Below are 21,702 nucleotides of genomic sequence, written 5' to 3'. Positions count from 1 at the left end.
ATCACGCCCACAATCCCTATAATCGATATTTCATTGATTAAGATCAAAGAACTAAAAGCAAAAATACCACTTTGGGGGTATTAAATTGATTTACATCAAGCTGGGAGCTGCCTATAATAGTTCATAGATTAACCAGGAAATAAAAGTACTTATATTTCATTTTTGTTATTTTATTTCATTACTTCTATCTTAAATGGAGCTTGACCATGACAGTTGGTGTGCAAATTACTAAAGCAAATAATGCCTCTTTAATTAACTCATTTTGGTTGTTAGATGAAGCAAAGCAAGAAGCACGTTGCCTTTGTGTAAAAGACAATGCTTACGCAGAGGACCAAGTTGTTGCGTTAAATGATTTGGGTGATATCGAATACAAAGAAGTACCAGTGCAGGTAGCCCCGCTACAAGAAGGTGGCCAACACCTAAACGTGAACGTGTTAAAGCGTGAAACGCTGGAAGATGCGATAGCGCATCCAGAAAAATACCCACAACTGACCATTCGCGTGTCAGGCTATGCTGTACGTTTTAACTCGTTAACAAAAGAGCAGCAACGTGATGTGATCACGCGTACTTTCACTGAAAGCCTATAATTTTTGGGTTTCAGTCTCCATTTAGCCATGGAGCGTAGAAATAAAAAGGGCGCAGTGCGCCCTTTTCCATCTTAAGACTAAGACGATTATTTTTTCTCAGGTCTTTTTCTAATTAGCCCTTCTTGAATGGTTGACGCGACTAACAGCCCATCGCGATTAAAAATTTTCCCTCGCACTAAACCGGTCCCACCCGCTGCGGCTTGACTATCAATTTCATAAAGTAGCCATTCATCAAAACGAAACTCATGATGAAACCACATCGAATGATCGATAGTAACCACTTGCATATGCGGCGAAAAGAAAGATTCACCATGGGGGTATAGGGCTGTCGGTAAAAAGTTAAAGTCTGATGCATAAGCCAATAAATATTGATGTACCCGCAAGTCGTCGGGCATCGCACCTCTGGCTTTCATCCATACCGCACGCTTAGGCTCAGATACTTCAGGAGCCAGAGGGTTAACCATTTTTACGGGACGAATTTCAATTGGCCGATCGCAAATAAATTTTTCACGTATATACTCAGGAAGTAAATCACGGTGTTTCAACGCATAATCTTGCTCTGATTCAAGTTCCTCTGGGGCCGGTACATCAGGCATTTTATCTTGATGTTCAAAGCCGCGCTCGGGCACTTTAAAAGAGGCCGTCATGTAGAAAATATCTTTGCCATTCTGAATCGCTTTGATCCGGCGAGTGGAAATAGTACCGCCATCTCGAATCGCTTCTACATCATAAACTATCGGTTGATTAACATCGCCCGCCAGCAAAAAATAACAATGTAGTGAATGTACTTTGCGTTGCTCTTCTACTGTTTCTTTCGCAGCAGACAAGGCTTGTCCCAGTACCTGACCACCAAACACGGCACCAAACCCTAAGTCTTGGCTCTGGCCACGGTATAGTGTGTTTTCAATGCGCTCAAGCTGAAGTTGAGAGAGCAAATCGGTTAATACTTTACTCATATGATGACCTGCTGTTGAAAAAGTTGCCCATGATAGGCATATACCCCAGCAACTTCAAGGAGCTTGTTTAGCGAGAGTTTGTGGTATGTGGCGCAAGTACTGTTTGGCCGCGAGATCACTAGAGGTGTGCCCAAAACTACGTTAACCAGAAATAGGCACCAGTGACAACATGCCATGGTAGGTAGCCAAGAGCAAAAAAGGGGCAAAAGCCCCCTTTAGTAGTCATTAAACCTGTGGTGTCTTAGTTATTCATTAATAGTTCGCGCAATTGTGCAAAATCAGCCGGCATCTCTTTTGATAACAGCTCAAGATCGGCGCGATCAGCTAGCTCTTTTGGCAAACCAATATCTTTACCTAAGATGGACTCAACACTTTCTTTAAACTTAGCAGGATGTGCAGTACATAAGAAAATACCGGTCTCCCCTGCTTGTAACTGCTTAGTCAGTTGATCATAGGCGATTGCACCATGTGGCTCACATAAGTAGCCCGCAGCGTCTAATCCTTTTAAAGCCACTTCTGTTTCAGCGTCAGTTAGCATGCCTTTACCTAGTTCAGATAACGACTTACCTTTTACCTTAAACAGCTCTTCGATACGCGGCCAGTTATTTGGTTGACTGACATCCATCGCATTAGAAAGTGTGGCAACTGTTTTCTTCGGCGCCCAATTACCGTCTTGCAGGTAACGTGGCACGGTATCATTTTCATTAGTCGCAGCAATAAAACGCTTAATTGGTAAACCTAACGCTTGCGCCAATAAACCTGCCGTAAGGTTACCAAAGTTACCACTTGGTACCGACACCACAACATTGTCACGCTTATCAGCGGGTAGTTGTGAAAACGCTTCAAAATAGTAACAAATCTGCGCAAGTAAACGGCTAATATTAATAGAGTTAGCTGAATTCAGACCAATGGCTTGTTTTAACTCTTGATCATCAAATGCGTTCTTAACCATGGCCTGACAGGCATCAAAATCATCTTCAATCGCAACGGTAGTAATATTGCCACCTAAGGTACAAAACAGCTTTTCTTGCAGTGGGCTAATTTTGCCTTTCGGATATAAAATCACCACCTTGATGTTCTCTAGGCCATAAAATGCGTGGGCTACCGCGGCCCCGGTATCACCTGACGTAGCCGTTAGAATAGTGATCGCTTTATCGCCACCAAATTTAGCCAAACATTGCGCCATAAAACGGCCGCCAAAGTCTTTAAATGCTAAAGTTGGGCCATGAAATAGCTCAAGGGCGTAGATATCATCGCTAACTTGTTTAATTGGCGCGCCAAACTGGAATGCTTTACTCACCATATCAGACACATCTTCAGCACTGAGTTCATCACCTATCAAGTGATGTAAAATGGCGCTACTGCGAGTAACAAGATCTTGTTTTAGTAACGCATCCACATCTGCCAACGGCTCGATAGTGTCAGGGAAAAACAACCCTTGGTTTTTACCTAAACCTTGTTTAACAGCCTGTTGAAAGCTCACTTGCTCGCTGTTTTCTTTGATATTGTATAAGTTCATAACTGCGTTCCTACAACTCTTGCACCTTCTTCATCGAGGTGACAAATATGACAAAATCCGTCTTCATTTTGAATGAAGTGCTCTTCTAACCAGCTTTTTAAACGTTGTGCTTGGTCTAATTCTTTCATCACCACAAACACCGTAGGGCCTGAGCCTGAAATGCCTGTCGCTAACGCACCGCTTTGTTTAGCGTATTTACGTACTTCTTTAAAGCCGGGAATCAATTGCTGACGATAAGGTTCAGCAATCACATCTTTGAGCATGCCTGCTGCCAAGTCAGGCTGGTTGGTATAACTGGCATGCACAAAACCCGCTAAGTGACGACCATAGGCTAATACATCGCTGCGACGATATTGCGCCGGTAAAATAGCACGAGCAGCCGACGTCGACACAGTGATGCCAGGGTAAGCCACTACCCAATACCACTCTTTAAAGCTCGGGATAGCTTGGCTAATTAATGCACCTTGCTCAAGCATTAATTGCATCCCGCCTAAGTAACAAGGTGCGACGTTGTCGTAATGCACACTGCCACTTATTTCACCTTCAAGCTTGCCCATTAACGCCAGCATTTCCATCTCAGCTAATGGGTAATCATGTAAAGCATTAAGGGCTTCCAATGCGGCAACAATCGAGCTAGCACTAGAGCCTAAGCCACTGCCCACCGGCAGGTTTTTTTCTAGTTCCATTGCAACCGGTAGGCAAGTTATACCTTTTTCTGACAGCGCCGCTTTGTAACCTAAATAACACTGATAAACAATGTTGCTCTTGCCGTCAGCAGGCAACTTGTGAGCAAAGCGACCACTGCAAGTTAAATTGTAATCGTCAGTGCCCTTTTCAATTAACACCCGATCGCCCAACAGTGAGCCATCAATTGGCGCTAACGCGCCACCTAAAACATCAAACCCAACACTCACGTTAGCCGTAGAAGCGGGGGCGTAAGCAACAAGACTCATGATCCTATTCTCCAAATTAATCGTTTTACTGCTGGAATCATGGTTAAACTTCCTGCTTCCAATTGAGTGTTCTTAATACATCAGCGAACACACCTGCCGCTGTCACTTCCGTGCCAGCGCCATAACCTCTTAATACCATAGGGATTGGCTGGTAGTATTGGCTATATAGCGCAAGAGCGTTTTCGCCATCTTTTACCTTATTCAGTGGGTCAGATTCATCACATGCGATAATTGACACTCGGCAGTGACCATCTTCGATAGTTCCCGCGTAGCGCAATACTTGACCTTTGTCTGCGGCATCCTTTGCACGCTTGGCAAAGTATTCGTCCGCTTGCGGTAAGCGCTCCATAAACTCTTCAATGGTACCGCTGTCATCAAAGCCTGGCGGCAATGCAGCTTCAATTTCAACATCACTTAATGACAACTCCATGCCAGCTTCGCGAGCCAAAATTAGCAGTTTACGCGCCACGTCAACACCACTTAAATCATCGCGTGGGTCAGGTTCAGTAAAGCCATTCTCACGCGCAATTTTAGTCACCTCTGAAAACGCCATTCCTTCATCTAACTTACCAAAGATGTATGACAATGAACCAGATAGAATACCATTAAACGTCATCAGCTGGTCGCCAGCATTTAAAAGGTTTTGTAAATTTTCAATGACGGGTAAGCCTGCCCCCACGTTCGTTTCATAAAGAAATTTACGACGAGTCGATAAGGCAGTAAGGCGCAGCTGGCGGTAGTAATCCATGCTGCCAGTGTTGGCTTTTTTGTTAGCGGCAACCACATGGAAACCCGCGCCCAAAAAGTTAACGTAATCGTCAGCAATTTTGTCATCACTGGTACAGTCTACTAGCACAGGGTTAATGATATGTGAAGCTTCAACCAGTTGATGGGCACGCTTTAGCGAAAAGGGCTCAGTCGCGTCTTTAAGCTGATCACGCCAATTAGTTAAATCAATGCCATCTGGATTAGCGATCATTGCGCTACGATTAGCGATACCACAAACACGCATAGTAATATTTTTATTCGCTAGCTGCTCTGTTTGGCGATGGATTTGGTCGACAAACGCACCACCAACACCACCACAGCCCACGAGGAATACGTCAATAAACTGCTGGCTGCCAAAGAAGTTGTGATGACAAGATTTAATTGCCTCATTAACTTTATTTTCAGGGATAACAGCAGAAATAGAGCGCTCTGATGATCCTTGTGCAATCGCAATAATATTTACCGACGGTTCAGCCAACGCGTTAAAGAAACGCGCAGCAACACCAAGGGATGTTTTCATGCCATCGCCAATCAGTGAGATAATCGCCAAGTTATGCTTTTGATCAATCGGCTCAATTAATTGATTGGCTAGCTCTAGTTCAAACTCTTGCTCTATCGCTGAAACGGCCAACTGTGCTTCATAGCTATGAATACAAAAACTAACGCTGTATTCAGACGAAGATTGAGTGATTAAGACAATAGAAACACCAGCACGTGATACCGCTGAGAAAATGCGACCAGCGATCCCCACCATGCCTTTCATCCCAGGACCAGACACACTTAACATGGTCATGCCCTTAAGATCTGAAATGGCTTTCACTTCCATTTTCGCATCACCTGGCTCACCGCTGATTAACGTGCCCGGTGCTTGAGGATTATTGGTGTTTTTGATCAAACAAGGAATGTGATGTTGTGAGATAGGTGCGATGGTTTTCGGGTGCAGTACCTTAGCACCAAAGTACGACAGCTCCATCGCCTCGGCGTAACTTAATGAATCAAGTAAAGTCGCATCTTTTACTAGACGCGGATCGCAGCTGTAAACGCCATCCACATCGGTCCATATTTCACAGCATTCAGCATCTAAACACGCCGCTAGCACAGCAGCGGAATAATCAGAGCCATTTCGGCCTAATACTAAGGTTTCACCCGCTTCGTTACCTGCCGTAAAGCCAGGCATTAAATAAACTGCCTCAGGGATAATCACCTCTGCAGCGAAACGCGCCTTTGAAGCGGCAATATCAACCATCGCTTCGACATAGCCGCCACGATAAGAAATTAACTTCTCTTGCGGCACAATTATTTCAACCACTTCACCTTTGGCTTTAAGTAACTCCGCCATGCAAGCGATACTAAGCACTTCACCTTGGGATAAAATTCGCGCTTCAATGTTATCTGGGCACTGCTCAAGCAAGCTCACACCTTGTAACAGCTTGCTTACTTTAGCCAATACCTCATCGGTTTGGTTTAACAGCGCATTATGTCTGAAATCAGGGTAAAGCTTAGAAAGGCCTATGATCAGGTCAGTAAAGATGGTTTTAATGGCTGCCACATGATGTTCGGCATTTTTCCCTTGGCTAGTTTGCGCCACCACTTCAACTAGGTTGTTGGTGACACCCGCTGGTGCAGATAAAACTAAAGCGACTTGTGACTGCTGCTGATTACTTACCACGATATCGGCAGCGCGATTAAATCGCTCTGCATTGGCTAAAGATGTGCCGCCAAACTTAAGTACGCGCATCGTACCTCTCCCTGATAAAAATGAAAAAGCCCGCTTCGTTTGAGCGGGCTTATAGAATTTTGCTATTGCTTATCCATTAGCCCGCCCCAGCGACAATAACTGTGCTGGTGGTAATAATGGTGGTAGTTGTTAGATTAACTAGCATAAAGCAACCTTATAAAATAATGGCTACACTAATACCTAACTTTACCTAGTTTGTCAATTCGCAGCGTTATGAACACGACAAGCCATAAAAGCCAATTTGACTACTTACAAAACAACAAAAAACCAATAAAAAAGAGAAAATAGAAAAAAACACCGCATAAACTCTAAATAAAGAACACTAACCAGCCTAAATCTCTACCAACAAGTTCAAGGTAAATATTCGCCTTCCCGCTCTGCTACAACGATATCAAGCCGACACAGGTATCAAAGCAAAGCCTAAGCCGCTCACGGATTTGCCCCCCTACCCAGCTACTTTCACTAAACGACCAAAAACATCGTAAATGATAGTGGCCAACTCGTAAGCTAACTTAAGGGCTGACTGCAACAAACATACCCAATCAACTTGAAGATGCTTGATTTCAGCATCTTCAAGTTGATTGGGTATAACCCTTTATGAACACTGGATAAAGCCAATATACATTCGTCTTACTACACAAGCCTGATAACAGACCTAGCAAAATAAAGTTAATTTTTTTAGCGCATTTTCCTTACATCGCGCCATAATAGAATTACGTTTTAAAATAGGGCCAGAAGTATGAGAAAAGCCGCGCTAATTAGCTTTTTATATCTAATCTGCAACTTAACTGCGGCCTATGCAGAAAGCTATTCGCATCAATCCCCAACGACAGAGCGTTCAGAGATAACGCAACAGTGGTATGTCAGCCGACTTTCTCCTTCTTTTAACTTTCTCTTAAATCAGCAAGAGCCCCTTGGTGATCACGACATCGAGAGAACAAGCTCTAGTATGATTGGCGGTTACAAATGGCCTATTAATCAAAACTTTGATGTATTTATGGAAGCAGGCTTTAGCGACAGTAATCAGATAAAAGAAACAAACTCGCAAGCTCAATACCACTTGTCAACAGGTGTTAGCTATCACATAACCCCGCAATTTCGGCTCGAAAGCCGCATTACCCAAATGTCACTCAAACCAAGTAAAGCAGCCATTAGTGCGAGTGAAACTAATTTAGGCTTCGCGACTTCCTACGAATTGATCCAAAACCTTGATGTCAAGGCAGGTGTTGAAATGCAACTGCAGCATCAGATAATGCACTTAGGCCTAGATTACCGCTTTTAGTTAGCTAAACAACGCGCACTAAATAACCCTAAATGGGCTAGCCCACTCCCCATTAATACCGACTCTAAAAAGAGTTGATCATCTTTTATCCAATAAATTGCGTTTTGTTTAAATTGCCAGCCAATATATTTTCCTTCCCGAACCGAACAAGCGACAGCCACACTCAATTCAGTATATGAGCCATCAGCTGACATGCCCGATAAGCAAGAAAACATTTTACGGTGAATACGTAAATAGCGCAGCAATCGCTGATGTGCTAAACGATTAGCATACCGAGGTTGAACAATCCCCTTGGGGTTATACGCCGTCACAATAACAAAACGCGGTGCATGTAACTTCGATTGACACCATTGAAAATATGTCTGCTGATAAGCCAACCACAGAGAGTGTTGTAATTTAGACAAAATTATTTCCTCTTAAATGAGCAATGAAAAAAAATTGTTAAAAGCTTGGTTCAGTAGATCACTCTTGATTTATGTCAATCAGAATTAAAAAAAAAACAGTAACCTTATGATATCGGTTGTTATACATCTGTTAACTAATTAGAATGTAATTTCGATATAATTCGCCGCCAAGCCTTCTATAACCAGCACTTAAGGCTGATTTACATTGGCTAAATAGCAGTATTTTAATCTCACCCAAGTGGTAATTAGGCGCGAAAAACACAAAATTAAATCGTAGTCGAGCGCATCCAAACTGAGTCAACGCACTAAAATTATAAACATAATGTTGCACTCTTTTTAAATTTCTTGCTCGGTTTACAACTGAAAGAATGCTAGATTTGTAATTAAAAAACTTAGGGCCTAACTATTATGAATACAACCAATATTCTCATCGTCGAAGATGAATTGGTCACCAGAAATACCCTTAAAAGTATTTTTGAAGCGGAGGGCTATAACGTCCTAGAAGCGACTGATGGTAATGAAATGTACCAAATCTTAAAAACTAATTCTGTGAACTTGGTGATCATGGACATTAATTTACCTGGGAAAAATGGCTTATTACTCGCGCGTGAATTACGCGACCAACATAATATCGCATTGATGTTCTTAACTGGGCGTGACAACGAAGTTGATAAAATATTAGGCCTAGAAATTGGTGCCGATGATTACATCACTAAGCCTTTCAACCCACGCGAGCTAACCATCAGAGCACGTAATCTATTAAGCCGTAGTCAAACCGTCGCTGTGGCTGAAGAATTGCCAAATCAAGTTGAACAGTACGATTTTAACGGTTGGCAACTACAAATAAACAGCCGCTCTCTAGTCAGCCCTGCTGGGGTAGTATTTAAGCTTCCTCGCAGTGAATTTCGAGCGATGCTGCATTTTGTTGAGCATCCGGGTCAAATACAAACCCGCGCAGACTTGTTGAAAAAGATGACAGGCCGTGAACTTAAGCCTCATGATAGAACTGTTGATGTCACCATCCGTCGTATTCGTAAACACTTTGAAAGTCATGGTGAAACGCCAGAAATCATCGCCACTATCCATGGTGAAGGCTACCGTTTTTGTGGTGACATCGAACCACAATAAATCTTTCAAGTAAGCCGAAGACAATAAAGCCCGCAAATACTGCGGGCTTTTTTTGTTGCCTAGATTTCGGTTTAAGCTATCCTCGCCAAATACAATTATTAAGCATCAGATACAAAAAAGCCCTGCAATGCAGGGCTCAAATCAAACGTTAAAGAGCGTACTAATTAAAGCTCAATACCTAGCTCTTTAAGGTCTTTCATTACAACAGAAGATGGTAGTGGAATGTAACCATCTTTAGCAACGATTTCTTGACCTTGAGTAGAAAGAACCATTTTTAGGAACTCACGCTCTAGTGGTGCAAGAGGTTTGTTCGGGTGCTTGTTTACGTAAACGTATAGGAAACGAGACAGTGGGTAAGCACCTGTTACTGCGTTATCCATTGTTGCTTCTACAAATTCACCGCCTTTCTTAGACAGTGCAACAGCGCGTACGCCAGATGTTTTGTAACCGATACCAGAGTAACCGATAGCGTTTAGTGAAGAAGACACAGATTGAACAACAGAAGCTGAACCAGGTTGCTCGTTCACGCTGCTCTTGAAGTCACCTTTACATAAGCTTTTATCTTTGAAGTAACCGTAAGTACCAGATACTGAGTTACGACCGAATAATTGAATGTCTTTGTCTTTCCAAGAGCCGTCTAGGCCTAGGTCACCCCAACGCTCAGCTTGCTTGTCGCCACCACACTTAAGTGTGCTTGAGAAGATTGTATCAACTTGTTTAATTGATAGGCCTTCAATTGGGTTATCTTTGTTTACAAATACAGCCAATGCATCGATAGCAACACGAACTTGTGTTGGCTTGTAACCGTAACGCTTTTCAAATGCTTCAATTTCTTTAGCCTTCATTGCACGGCTCATAGGACCGAACTGAGAAGTACCTTCAGTAAGTGCTGGTGGAGCAGTAGATGAACCAGCGGCTTGAATTTGGATGTTTACGTTAGGGTATTGACGTTTAAACTCTTCGGCCCAAAATGTCATCATGTTAGCTAGTGTGTCAGAACCAACAGACGAAAGGTTACCAGAAATACCACTTACTTTGGTGTAAGTAGGAAGATTTGCATCAACATTGCCAGCAACAGCTGATCCAGCGAAAACGGTAGCGACACTGAAACCAATCGCTGTTACCAGGTTTTTTACTTTCATTATCTTTACTCCAAGTGAATGTATTTTTTCGATTCGGCGCCAGTATGGCTAGCGATGATGACAAATATAAGTACCTAAGATGACAGTTTGATGACCAAGGTAACTTTTCCTTCATAAATGAAAAAGCGCCGAACTCGCGGCGCTTTATTGATATAGAATTTAAAATCAGATAGTTAAACTTTAAATGCAGATATTTGCTTAGTCACATCGTCAGACAAAGCTTTCACTTTACTACTGTTAGCTAACGTTTCTTGGCTTCCTTCACCTGTCTGCGTAGAAATCACACTAATATTGACCATAGAGCGAGCAACTTCTTCAGCAACCGCGGCTTGCTCTGTGGTTGCTGATGCAATCTGGTGATTCATATCATTCACACGCTCTACTTGTTTCACCACCACATTTAAGTTATCACCTGTTTTTCCAGCAGCAATAACACTCTGGCGGGCAGTATCACGGCCTTGCTCCATTGCTTGCGCAGCACTTTTCGCTAACGATTGGAGTTTCTCAATCATTTTTTGAATTTCAATTGTGGAGTTTTTCGTGCTGTGAGCCAAACTTCTAACTTCGTCAGCGACCACCGCAAAACCTCTGCCAGCTTCACCAGCTCGCGCAGCCTCAATCGCAGCATTAAGGGCTAATAAATTGGTTTGCTCAGAAATTCCCGAAATAACATTCAGTACTTCACCTATTTCACTCGAGCCCGCTTCGAGTTCATTAACTACCGTTACTGCGTGCTCAACTTGATTTGAAACTTGATTGATTGAATCAAGTGTTTTATTAATGAGTAAACTTGCTTCACGCACTACGCTATTGGTTTCGCTAGTGGCTTCAGATGCTTGGGAAGTACTGGCTTCAACTTCTTTAACGGCCAATGTCATCTGCTCAACCGCACTGACCACGGTATCCACATCTATCATCTGTTTTTGCACACCAGTATTGGTTTGATTAGCAATCACAGCTAATTCATCAGCCGATAAATTCAAGGTATTTAAACTAGATTGAACTGACTTCAACAGCCCCTGAAAAGAGTCCAGCATCGTGTTGATTTCACGACTTAAAAAACCCATTTCATCTTGACTATCAACATTAATTCTTACTGTCACATCGCCTTTGGCAACTAAGCTCATGGCATTTACGATCAGTCGAAGCGGCTTAACAATTGAACCAATGATTAACCAAGAGGTCGCAATTAAAGCAAACAAAATGGCAACAAAGATCCCACCTTTACTCCACAACCGTTCAATGTATAGCTTTTCTATATCATCTAAATAAACACCTGTACCAACAATGATCTCCCACGGAGCAAATTCAGCGGCATAAGACAATTTGGCGTCAGGGTTACCCCCAGCTTTCTTGGGAAAATGGTATTCAAGATAACCAGAGCCGCCTCCGGAGCGCACTGAATTCAATATCTCACGATAAAGATAAACGCCATAGCTGTCTTTGGTTGAACCAACGTTACTGCCTATTTTAGTCGAGCCTTTTAAACTGGCCTTTAAGACAAAGTCATCGTTAAAAGCGAAGAAGTAACCATCAGAGCCATAGGCCATTTCGGAAAGCTGTTTAAAAGCGAGTTGCTGCGCTGTTGCTAATTCCATTTCGCCACGAGCGACTTGCCCTTGATAATGAGAAAACACCCCCATCGATGCTTCAACTTGATGTTTTAGCTGCTGTTTTCGCTCCGCTAACATGCTGTCTTTTAGCTCTAACGCGCCAAACCAAGCCATCAACAGAATGGACAAAGAGGCAAACGTCACCAAAAAAGAGATCTTACTTTTAACCGATAGGTTTTTGATATAGTCCATTATGTTACCTAATGTATTATGCAAACAGTCAATAGTGAGAACAGTTCTCATCTAGACACAACGGCAGCAATATAGCAAAAGTGAAGCTAAAACCACAACACGCTACGCTAGGATTCAAAATATATCCCTAAAGTTATATTCCTGATGTATGTTTGATGCTTCTACGGACTTAGATCATATTTATGTTGAATTTATCGAACGAGGGGGGGAAGTTATAAAATATATGTATAATTTTACACCACAAAACGAAATTATTTATGCGCTAACGCACTTGTTAATGGGATGTAGAAGAGGAATATACAAACTGTGATGGGATAGTGAAACTAAATCGACTACCAACGCCTACTTCACTTTCAATTTCTAGGGCACTGTTATGATGGCTTAACGCATGTTTTACAATGGACAAGCCTAAGCCCGAACCGCCCGTCTCTCGAGACCTTGCTTTATCAACTCGGTAGAAACGTTCGGTTAAACGAGATATATGTTCTGGCGCAATACCATTGCCTTTATCGGTTACGGCAAAATGCGCACCTTGGTCTTGTTTTAACCATTGAACCTTAATTTCGCGGTTAGCAGGCGTATAATAAACCGCGTTATAAACCAAGTTAGAAATGGCACTTCGTAACTGCTCAGCATCGCCGTGCACTTTTAAGTCAGGGTTTACTTCAAACACCAGTTGATGCTTTTTATCACCACTTAAGGCTTGCGCCTCTTTTTCAACCAAACTCAACATAGACGGTATATCAACCATCTGTTCAAGATCGACATCAGGTGTGGCTTCAATACGAGACAAAGTGAGTAACTGTTCAACCAGCGAGTCCATGCGCGCCGTTTGCTCTGCCATTACATGGTGCGCTTTACCCCACATACCTGAACTCGTTTCAGGGGCATCTTCAATCATTTCCAAGTAACCTTTTAGAACGGTTAAAGGCGTTCTTAATTCATGAGACACACTGGACACAAAATTTCGGCGCATCGCTTCTAATTGGCGCACATGAGTCACATCGCGTGCCACCAACATATTTTGCCCCGAGGTATAAGGCATGATGCGAAATTCCAATAATTTGTCGGATTGAACCGGAGAAACCACTTCGAGGGGCGTATCAAAGTCTCGCGCTTTTAAATAGTCGACAAAATGAGGCGTACGGATCAGATTACCAATATGCTGCCCCGCGTCTTCCGGCCAACGAAAGCCTAAAATCCCTTCTGCTAGGCGATTACACCAAATAATGCTGCCATCGGTTTTAAACACCACTGCCGCATCAGGCAAGGCCTCAGCCCCTTCTCGAAAACGGCGAATAACACTGGCTAATTCTCGACGACGAACGCGGTGTCGCTGTTGCAACTTATAGATACCGTTAAATACAATTTCCCAGCTACCTCGGCCATTGGGCGGGATCAAACTGCGATCATGCCAAAGCCAGTCAGCCAACTTTTTCTGGTTGTTATAATGCCAGGCAAGGTGGGCAACAGTGGCAATTAAAAGACATAAAGTCAGCTCATCAATGATCAAACCAAGAATAATAAAGGGAATATAGAAAAACAGCACACGAACAAAAAGTACCATCCAAGAGAAAGGTTGCAACATAGAGCGTACCGTTTTCCTTTTTTTAGCCTATCCAGTCAATATAGTCTGGCAACATCCGTTTAGGAAGCCACTACATCCGTGTTGAAAAGCGATAACCCGCACCGCGTACCGTTTGAATTAAACGGTCATGGCCTTCATCTGCTACTGCTTTACGTAAACGGCGAATATGAACATCAACAGTGCGGTCTTCCACATAAACGTTGGTACCCCACACATTATTAAGCAACTGCTCACGGCTATATACACGCTCGGGATGTGTCATAAAAAAGTGCAGCAACTTAAACTCTGTTGGCCCCATTTCTAATGGGTTTTCATTAGCACTGACGCGATGAGAAACTGGATCTAACTTCAAGCCTTGAACTTCAATAACATCATCTAAAGAGGTTGGTGAAACGCGGCGCATTACCGCTTTAAGTCTCGCCATCAGCTCTTTAGGTGAAAAGGGTTTAGTGATGTAATCATCGGCGCCCACTTCGAGGCCACGGATCTTATCTTCCTCTTCACCACGCGCTGTCAGCATCACTACCGGAATTTGACGCGTAATGTCGTCTTGCTTTAGCTGTTTTATCAGTTGGATCCCGGTACCACCAGGCAACATCCAGTCTAATAAAATTAAGTCAGGAAACGGTTCAACTAATTTCTCTAATGCCATCTCGAAATCAGACGCTTCAATTGCCTCATAACCTTTTTGCTCTAGCACAAAACAAAGCATTTCACGAATAGGTGCTTCATCCTCTACTACAAGTATTCTTCTAGACATCTTGTAACTCTATGTTTATTACGATTGAGTGCATTATTAGCTGTTTGTATGACACTTATATGACAAACAAGCCTTGACTCGAGCAATAGTGATATTTTTGTGACGTTAAGATGAAAAAAATCTGCACATTAGCGATCTCTTCCATCCAGCATAAAAACCAAGCTAATTCGGTAATATCGATATTTAAGCTCGAATATTACGATACATCATTAAGGTAAAACAAGGGTTAAAGTGCTTCCCATTGATGTTTTACTAACATCCACTCGTGTACTAAGTTGCTCTTTCATCTCAGAAACATGAGAAATTACTCCCACCATACGGCCACTACTTTGCAAATCCATTAAGGTTCTTACGGCTAAATCAAGGGATTCTTGGTCTAAGCTGCCAAAGCCTTCATCGATAAAAAGCGTGTCTAACTTAATACCACCAGCGTAGGCTTGCACCACTTCAGAAAGTCCCAACGCCATCGCCAGCGCCGCCATAAAACTTTCGCCGCCACTTAACGTTGCCACCGAGCGCACTTTACCTGTGTATGCATCTTCTACTTCTAGCTCTAGCCCTGACGCTTTATTGCCTTTGGCTCTTTCTTCTTTGCGCAATAAGCGATACCGACCTTTACTCATTAACTGTAGTCTGGCACTGGCATCTAGCAACACATCATCAAGTAGTACACTCAGCACAAATCGCTGTAAGCTAATCTTATTTCCTGTTTGACCATTGGCGACATTAGCCAGCGTGCCGACAACTTCGTATTCTTGTTCAACCTGCGTTATCTTTTTGCCCAGCTCAGCTAATTGCAGCGCGGCTTTTTGCAGCTGCTCTGCGCGGTGATGCAGCCCTTGCCAAGTCGCTTCGGCTTGTGTTTTTTGCGCCAATAGCATCTCAGCTTGCTGCGTTAATTGCGCCATATCAGGCTCGCTAACATCGGCTAATTTGTGAGTCAGCTGAGCGGTGTTGGCCTGATTTTTCTGGCAAGCTTGCTGATAAGCATTGATTTCTTCAGTCAGGGCGCTGATTTCCGCTTTGGTTAAACAAGCTTGTTTGTAAGCAGCCAGATCGGCAAAATTTGCCGCTGCTAGCTGATGATTAAACTCAGTTAACGCATGCTCTTGGCGCGCTTTACTGGTTTCATTTTGTGCTATCGCAGCGGTGTTCGCCGCCTGCAGTTGCGCCAGTGCGGTTTGCGCAATTTGGTGCTGGTCTCGTATGGTTTGAATGTTAAGCTCAAGTTCAGTCAGCACTTTTGCCGCTGCGGTAATGGCCAGCTCAAGCTGCGTTAGAGAGCGATAGTCAGTGGGAATTTGCTCACGCAGGCTAGCCTCTTTACCTTGCAATTGCGCCAGCTGACTTTGTAATTGGTTCACTCTTTTCGACTCAGCGTCGACTTGTTGGCGCAGTGGCTCCTCTTGTTGCTGCTGTTGCTTTAAGCGCGCCGCAATGGTTTTCACCTGATTTTGCGCCAATTGCGCCTGTTCAACTTGCCCCTTTAACCCATGCAGATGCTGGGCTAACTGCTGTGCACTGTATTGAACATATTCCCCCAAACTTAACGCCAGCTCAGCAACAAATTGCTGCTTTTCCGTTAACTGCACATTTAAGCTTTTGTATTCTTGGCGTGCGCTGGCCAAGTCCTGCTGCGCCTTATTCGCCTGCTGTGTTAACTGCTCTAATACCGCTTCTGTGGGTAGGTCATGTTGTGGCTGGGCAGGCGCAGGATGCGAACCACTACCACAAACCGGACATGGCAAGCCTTGCTGCAGAGTTTGCGCCAAAATGGCCGCTTGACCTTGATGCCAGCGTAATTGCGCCTGATTAAGCTGCTCACGCGCCTGTTGTTCAGCAAGGTTTAACTCCTTGCCATTAACCAAAGACTGTTGCAGCTTTTCGCCTAGCGAGGCTAGTTCAGCACTGGCTTTAAGCCACTGTTGGTGGGTCTTTTCGTGAGCTTGTAAAGCATTAAATTGCTGCTGCAAATTAAACAATGGCTCTGCCAGTTGTTGCTGCTTTGCCAGCTCGGCGTCATCACTTTGCTTTTGTTGTAAACATTGCGCCAACTTCTGCTCAAATGTTTGCAGCTGTTGCTGGCCGTTCAAGTGCGCGGTTTTGGCTTGTTTTATTTCACGAGCAAGTTCAGCAAGGGCGTTAAAAGGCACAGTTAAGCCATTAAGCTTTTGTAACTCAGCTTGCTCAGCTTTAGCCTGCTCGTTTAACTGCGCTAATTGAGCAAATTCAGCCGCTTTTTCGCTGGCTACCCGCTGCCCTTGCTTTAATTGCTCTTCACTTTGCTGCAACGCTTTTTGGCTTAACTGCGCCTCTTGTTCGCGCGCCAAATAGAATTGGTAACTAGGTTCAATCTGCTGAGCTTGCTGGCCACGCTCACACCGTTGCTGAGTTTGCGTTATCACGCCGCTTTGCTCATCTAGCTTAAGCTGCTCGGCTTTTAATTGGGCTAAAGCAGTAAAGTCCGCGGCAATACTTTTGGCACTAACAAGAGCATTGTTAGTTTGCTCGTATGCTTGTGTGTGAGCATTTTTTTGCGTTAAGGCATCCGCCAGCTTCGGCGCAAGCTTAGTTTGCTCATCTTCTAACGAAACCCCTTCTTCAAGCTCTAAGGCATTGATCATACCGGCGCGTTGATTGGTCAAGGCTTCGTTTTCTTTACGTAGCGCGGCGGCTTGGGCTTTTAGCTTGTCTTCAATTTTGCGATATATTTGAGTTTGAAACAGCTGACTAAAGATCTTTTCCCGCTCTTTTGAATCCGCCATTAACAGCTGGCGAAACTTGCCTTGCGGCAACACCATCACTTGACGAAACTGATCCGCATCCAGCCCAGTTAACTGCTCAATTAAAGCATTGGCTTCGCTAACTTTACTCGGCACCAATAACACTTCTTGCTCGCCATCTAAGCGATATAACTGCGCCTCTGGTTTTTGGTCTGTGGTGCCCTCACCGCTTTTTTTCGGCCTTGCCTGCTCCGGTACACGGCGAATACGATAGCGCTGCGAGCCTAGTTCAAATTCAAAGGTCACTTCGGTCAGTGTCGTTGGCGTGGCATAATCACAGCGCATCTGCGCCGCTTCGCGCTCATCGCCGGTGCTTTTGCCATACAAGGCGAAACAGATGGCATCTAAAATAGACGTTTTACCGGCGCCAGTGGGGCCATTAAGTAAAAACAGCGGGTTTTGCCCGAGCTTGGCAAAGTCGATGGTTTGAGTATCAGCAAACGGGCCAAACGCCGTCATGGTTAAATGAATCGGTCTCATTGGCTTTGCTCCTGCTGGTGAAGCTCATCTAAGGTGGCGTTAATACAAGCCTGTTGCTGCTCACTGAGCGCCTCTCCTTGCACCTGCGAGAAAAAGTCACTGAACATCGCCATTTCGCCTTTTTTGATGTGATCAGTGCGCCGCTCTAATTGCGCCGACTCCGCCATCAAACCGGTGCGTTCAATATGCAATACATTGGGATACACTTGGCGAATTTTACCTATCACATCCAAGATCGCGGTTTTATCCAGCAAGCGCACCATAATGTAATCATCAAGGGCAGTATCTTGCTCACTACTGGCAATAATGTCCGCCAAAAACCCTTCAATAATACGCACATCACGCAGCGGCGTTAACGGCAACAGCTCAATCTGCGCAGGCGCATTATCAACCAGCTCTACTAATGTGACGGATTTGTTTTGGTGCTGCTCACTAAAAGAATATTTCAAGATTGAGCCGCTATAACGCACATGAGGCTGGCCCTTGTATTGCGGGCCATGTAAGTGACCTAATGCAACATAATCAAACTCACTAAATAAATTGGGCGCAATTTTATCGGCGCCGCCAATGCTTAAGGGGCGCTCTGACTCACTCTCTTCGCCGCCATCTAAAAAGCAATGGCTAACCACCACATTTTTGACTTTATTGTTACTGGCATCAATCTGTTGCTGCACTAGCTCAAGTAACACTTGCATCGCTTCTTGATGGCTAGTTGCAGCGGTATCAAACACACTGCGCACCGTGGCTGGCTCAACGTAAGGCAGTGAATAAAAAGCCGCGCTAACACCTGAACGCCCTTTAATCACTACCGGCGTTATTTGCTCATTCAATGGGCCGGTAATATGCAAACCACTGGCTATCATTTGCGCACTGGCAAAACCTAACCGCTCAGCGCCATCGTGATTGCCCGCGATCATCACCACAGGAATAGCTAACTCTTTTACCAAGGTTGTTAACACTTCATTGAGCAAACTCACCGCTTGCGCCGGCGGCACCGAGCGATCATAAATGTCACCCGCCACCACTACCGCGTCCACGTGATGCTGCTGGGCTAACTCAATAATTTGATTTAATACATGGCGTTGATCGTCAAGTAAAGATTGGTTATGCAGTTGACGGCCAAGATGCCAATCAGAAGTGTGAATAAATTTCATTGAAATAATAAATGCCTAGTAAAAAATGAGGAGTGGCTCGCCGAAAACAAAAAAGCCCAAAGCAGGGATCATAATAAGCTAAAAATAGTTTATCATGCATACCTAAGTGACCTTTTCCAACCCTTCTGACGCTATCAATACGCTTAGTCATGCGTAAGGTGCAGATATTTTATATAAGTGGATCAATACTATGTGGTTTAAAAACCTGCAAATTTATCGTTTTACCCGCCCTTTTGAACACACCATTGAAGCCTTGGAAAACACCTTAACGGATTTTGAATTTGCCCCTTGTGGCTCGCAAGACGTATCGAAATTTGGCTGGGTAAAACCCTTAGGCAAGTTTGGTCAAACCCTGACTCACGGCGCTGACGGCAACATTCTGCTTTGTGTTAAGAAAGAAGAAAAAATGCTACCGGGCCCAGTGATCAAAGATATGGTCGAAGAGCGAGCCCTTGCCCTTGAAGAAACCCAAGGCCGCGCGTTAAAGAAAAAAGAAAAAGACGCGCTCAAAGAAGACATCATCATGGAGCTGCTGCCACGCGCTTTTAGCCGCACCAGCCAAACCTTTGCTTGGATCAGCCCAAAATCAGACTTACTTGTGGTTGACGCATCCAGCGCAAAAAAAGCCGAAGAATTAATTGCCCTACTGCGTAAATGTTTAGGCAGCTTGCCAGTGGTGCCGCTAAGCCTAACCACGCCACCAGAGCTCACCATGACCGACTGGCTTAACGATGGCAACATTCCAGCAGGCTTTAACATTGAAGACGAAGCCGAGCTGCGCAGCGCCCTAGAGCACGGCGGCATTATTCGCTGTAAGCAGCAAGATTTAACCGCCGAAGAAATCAAAGCCCACTTAGACGCCGACAAGCTAGTGACCAAGCTTGCCCTAAACTGGCAAGAAAACGTGTCGTTCATCCTAGGTGAAGACATGGGCGTGAAACGCGTTAAATTCTCAGACGTATTACGTGAAGAAAACGAAGACGTTGACGGCGATGACTTTGCCGCCCGCTTTGACGCTGACTTTGCGTTAATGACTGGTGAATTAGAAGCCTTTATTCCCGCGCTAGTAGAAGCCCTTGGCGGTGAAGATAAGAAGGCGTAATTAGCCGTTTTCAATGCCCGCAAGCCTGAGGGTTTGTGGGTTGGACAGACATCCCTTTTGGTAGGTAGTTAAAAAATCATGGCTGACAGAATAAACTCAGCAGGAAAAATAAAAGTCGGGGATTACTTCGAAAGTTGCAGCTTCCACCCATGTCTATGCATCGAAGTAGATGAATCCGGTAGTAATATTGAGGGTATTTCCTTAATTGATGGCCGTATTCAAAATTGCAGCACCGTCCATTGTGGCATCCGTAAGTTAACTATTGATGAAGCCATTGAATGGAAAAAGCGAGGCCCGCAAGAGATCGAAGGCCAAGAAGTTGAGAATCAGTGGTGGTAAAACGACCAGAAAAGACAGAACAGGCATCTCTTTTGTGTCATCGTCACGGCTTTTGGTAAGCACATTATTGCTCCTAGGGTCTTGAGAAAACGTAATTGCTATGCAAAATTATAAATTCGTACTTGTATCAGTATCCGGCTATAAAAAAGAACATGACAAGCTGCTTAAGAGCTTACTCAACCAAAAAAATGAACTCTTTTGTGTGGTTGGTAAGGACTGTGAAGTATGGGAAGAAATCATGGATGAACTGTCCGTAGGAGATGGATCTAACCCTCTCCCTATAACCACGACTAGCCATCCAGACGAGTCCATCACAGACGTTATTGGGTTTGCACAAATGTTCAAAATTGAAAAAGAGTCAGGTGTTGAAGTTGTGCGTATTTAGCAAGGCTAACCATCATGTCTTAGATGTTTTTAGGCATCGTTCCATTCTTTTCAGCCTCCAACTGGCGAAGTTAACTAGTCATGTCGATTCAAGCACAGAGAGATAAACATTCACTAAAGCTGCTCAATCAGAAATTCCATGCACTCGCGATTGAGCCTTATGCAATATACCAAGAGCTCTTACTTCTTGGGGTTGATATTCAAAAGTCGCTGTTGATTGATTTATGCCCCGACTCCGGCAACACTTATTGCGGATCGCTAATCGATCAAAATGGTGACTACAAGGAGTTTGACATAGATTGTGATATGTCCGAGCTATCTGAACTAAAGACGCAAAAGAACCCAAAAGGCAAAAGAAGTCGCTACGTTTACTTAGCTAAGGAACTTTATCTTGAGTTACGCAGTAACTGAAAGGCAGGACACATTGGCCTTGCTAAACCGAGGTGACCATATATATCCAGTCTTTTTCTAGATATTGAGTCATTTAGACAGCAAAAGATAGGACAGGCACTTTTTATTTAATAAATAGAGTGCCTTAGCCTAAGCTGATTTGCCCTATATGGCGAAGATATGTGCTACGAGCTGAGCTTTAGCCTATTGTCAGTTAAGGGCAGCAAGTAGGAGCAGCAGTCATGCTGCGATAAACCCCATCGCCCCATTACTGGGCTCCTACGGGCATAGCACAACCCGAAGTAAACAATAAGACATTGCTCAAAAGCTGGCAAAAGCTGGGACACCCACCAATTTGAGAAAAATGATCAAAGAAGGCCAGTAATGAAAGCATGGTTGCTTAATTTTATCATCGTATTATGCGTTATCTTTTACTTAAG

18 protein-coding genes are annotated in these 21,702 nt (G+C 44.0%); 7 read left to right on the top strand and 11 right to left on the bottom strand.

The window, feature by feature from the left end; translation table 11 throughout:
• Positions 1-206 precede the first annotated feature (206 nt).
• Positions 207-587 (top strand): autonomous glycyl radical cofactor GrcA, encoded by a 381-nt coding sequence (gene grcA, locus K1M91_RS11155; protein WP_232801837.1) that lies wholly within the window; start codon positions 207-209, stop codon positions 585-587.
• Between the two features lie 86 nt (positions 588-673).
• On the opposite strand, the gene tesB is transcribed toward grcA, so the two are convergent.
• The 4 genes from tesB to thrA form a co-directional block, all read right to left on the bottom strand.
• Positions 674-1,543 (bottom strand): acyl-CoA thioesterase II, encoded by an 870-nt coding sequence (gene tesB, locus K1M91_RS11150; protein WP_232801836.1) that lies wholly within the window; start codon positions 1,541-1,543, stop codon positions 674-676.
• Positions 1,544-1,784: 241 nt separating this feature from the next.
• A complete protein-coding gene (gene thrC, locus K1M91_RS11145) occupies positions 1,785-3,062 on the bottom strand; it encodes a threonine synthase (protein WP_232801835.1) in 1,278 nt (425 codons plus the stop codon).
• A complete protein-coding gene (thrB, locus tag K1M91_RS11140; protein ID WP_232801834.1) occupies positions 3,059-4,015 on the bottom strand; it encodes a homoserine kinase in 957 nt (318 codons plus the stop codon). The genes thrC and thrB overlap by 4 nt, the downstream gene beginning before the upstream one ends.
• 43 nt (positions 4,016-4,058) lie before the next feature.
• Complete coding sequence (gene thrA, locus K1M91_RS11135; RefSeq protein WP_232801833.1) at positions 4,059-6,521, bottom strand: bifunctional aspartate kinase/homoserine dehydrogenase I; 2,463 nt, start codon at positions 6,519-6,521, stop codon at positions 4,059-4,061.
• A 739-nt stretch (positions 6,522-7,260) separates the two neighbouring features.
• Here thrA and K1M91_RS11130 point away from each other — a divergent pair.
• Positions 7,261-7,803: a YfaZ family protein gene (locus K1M91_RS11130; RefSeq protein ID WP_232801832.1), complete on the top strand. Its 543-nt coding sequence runs from the start codon at positions 7,261-7,263 to the stop codon at positions 7,801-7,803.
• On the opposite strand, the gene K1M91_RS11125 is transcribed toward K1M91_RS11130, so the two are convergent.
• Positions 7,800-8,207 carry a DUF3293 domain-containing protein gene (locus K1M91_RS11125; protein ID WP_232801831.1) on the bottom strand — a complete coding sequence of 136 codons (408 nt, stop codon included), beginning with the start codon at positions 8,205-8,207 and terminating at the stop codon, positions 7,800-7,802. The genes K1M91_RS11130 and K1M91_RS11125 overlap by 4 nt on opposite strands.
• A gap of 408 nt (positions 8,208-8,615) precedes the next feature.
• Between K1M91_RS11125 and arcA the strand changes: the two genes are divergently transcribed.
• Entirely contained in the window at positions 8,616-9,335 is a 720-nt protein-coding gene (gene arcA, locus K1M91_RS11120) for a two-component system response regulator ArcA (protein ID WP_232801830.1), read from the top strand.
• Between the two features lie 164 nt (positions 9,336-9,499).
• Here the strand turns inward: arcA and K1M91_RS11115 are convergent, their stop codons facing one another.
• The 6 genes from K1M91_RS11115 to K1M91_RS11090 all read right to left on the bottom strand — a co-directional run bounded on the left by K1M91_RS11115 (position 9,500) and on the right by K1M91_RS11090 (position 19,047).
• A complete protein-coding gene (locus tag K1M91_RS11115) occupies positions 9,500-10,477 on the bottom strand; it encodes a phosphate ABC transporter substrate-binding protein PstS family protein (protein ID WP_232801829.1) in 978 nt (325 codons plus the stop codon).
• 173 nt (positions 10,478-10,650) lie between these two features.
• The gene (locus tag K1M91_RS11110; protein WP_232801828.1) at positions 10,651-12,282 is read right to left on the bottom strand and encodes a methyl-accepting chemotaxis protein; all 1,632 of its coding nucleotides are present in this window, start codon (positions 12,280-12,282) and stop codon (positions 10,651-10,653) included.
• A gap of 274 nt (positions 12,283-12,556) precedes the next feature.
• Positions 12,557-13,870: a phosphate regulon sensor histidine kinase PhoR gene (gene phoR, locus K1M91_RS11105; RefSeq protein WP_232801827.1), complete on the bottom strand. Its 1,314-nt coding sequence runs from the start codon at positions 13,868-13,870 to the stop codon at positions 12,557-12,559.
• A 70-nt stretch (positions 13,871-13,940) separates the two neighbouring features.
• Positions 13,941-14,630, bottom strand: coding sequence for a phosphate regulon transcriptional regulator PhoB (gene phoB / locus K1M91_RS11100; protein ID WP_232801826.1), 690 nt, complete (start codon positions 14,628-14,630; stop codon positions 13,941-13,943).
• Positions 14,631-14,839: 209 nt separating this feature from the next.
• The gene (locus K1M91_RS11095; protein WP_232801825.1) at positions 14,840-17,893 is read right to left on the bottom strand and encodes an SMC family ATPase; all 3,054 of its coding nucleotides are present in this window, start codon (positions 17,891-17,893) and stop codon (positions 14,840-14,842) included.
• Positions 17,890-19,047: an exonuclease SbcCD subunit D gene (locus K1M91_RS11090; RefSeq protein ID WP_232801824.1), complete on the bottom strand. Its 1,158-nt coding sequence runs from the start codon at positions 19,045-19,047 to the stop codon at positions 17,890-17,892. The genes K1M91_RS11095 and K1M91_RS11090 overlap by 4 nt, the downstream gene beginning before the upstream one ends.
• A gap of 190 nt (positions 19,048-19,237) precedes the next feature.
• Here K1M91_RS11090 and rdgC point away from each other — a divergent pair, with 190 nt between their 5' ends.
• The 4 genes from rdgC to K1M91_RS11070 all read left to right on the top strand — a co-directional run bounded on the left by rdgC (position 19,238) and on the right by K1M91_RS11070 (position 21,283).
• Complete coding sequence (gene rdgC / locus K1M91_RS11085; protein WP_232801823.1) at positions 19,238-20,149, top strand: recombination-associated protein RdgC; 912 nt, start codon at positions 19,238-19,240, stop codon at positions 20,147-20,149.
• 78 nt (positions 20,150-20,227) lie between these two features.
• The gene (locus K1M91_RS11080; RefSeq protein WP_232801822.1) at positions 20,228-20,488 is read left to right on the top strand and encodes a hypothetical protein; all 261 of its coding nucleotides are present in this window, start codon (positions 20,228-20,230) and stop codon (positions 20,486-20,488) included.
• 100 nt (positions 20,489-20,588) lie between these two features.
• Positions 20,589-20,873, top strand: coding sequence for a hypothetical protein (locus K1M91_RS11075; protein WP_232801821.1), 285 nt, complete (start codon positions 20,589-20,591; stop codon positions 20,871-20,873).
• Positions 20,874-20,953: 80 nt separating this feature from the next.
• Complete coding sequence (locus K1M91_RS11070) at positions 20,954-21,283, top strand: hypothetical protein (RefSeq protein WP_232801820.1); 330 nt, start codon at positions 20,954-20,956, stop codon at positions 21,281-21,283.
• Positions 21,284-21,702: the final 419 nt, after the last annotated feature.

It is taken from the genome of Motilimonas sp. E26 (assembly GCF_021278025.1).
Classification (GTDB): domain Bacteria; phylum Pseudomonadota; class Gammaproteobacteria; order Enterobacterales; family CBDFNC01; genus Motilimonas.
This window is presented reverse-complemented; position numbering and strand designations above follow the sequence as displayed.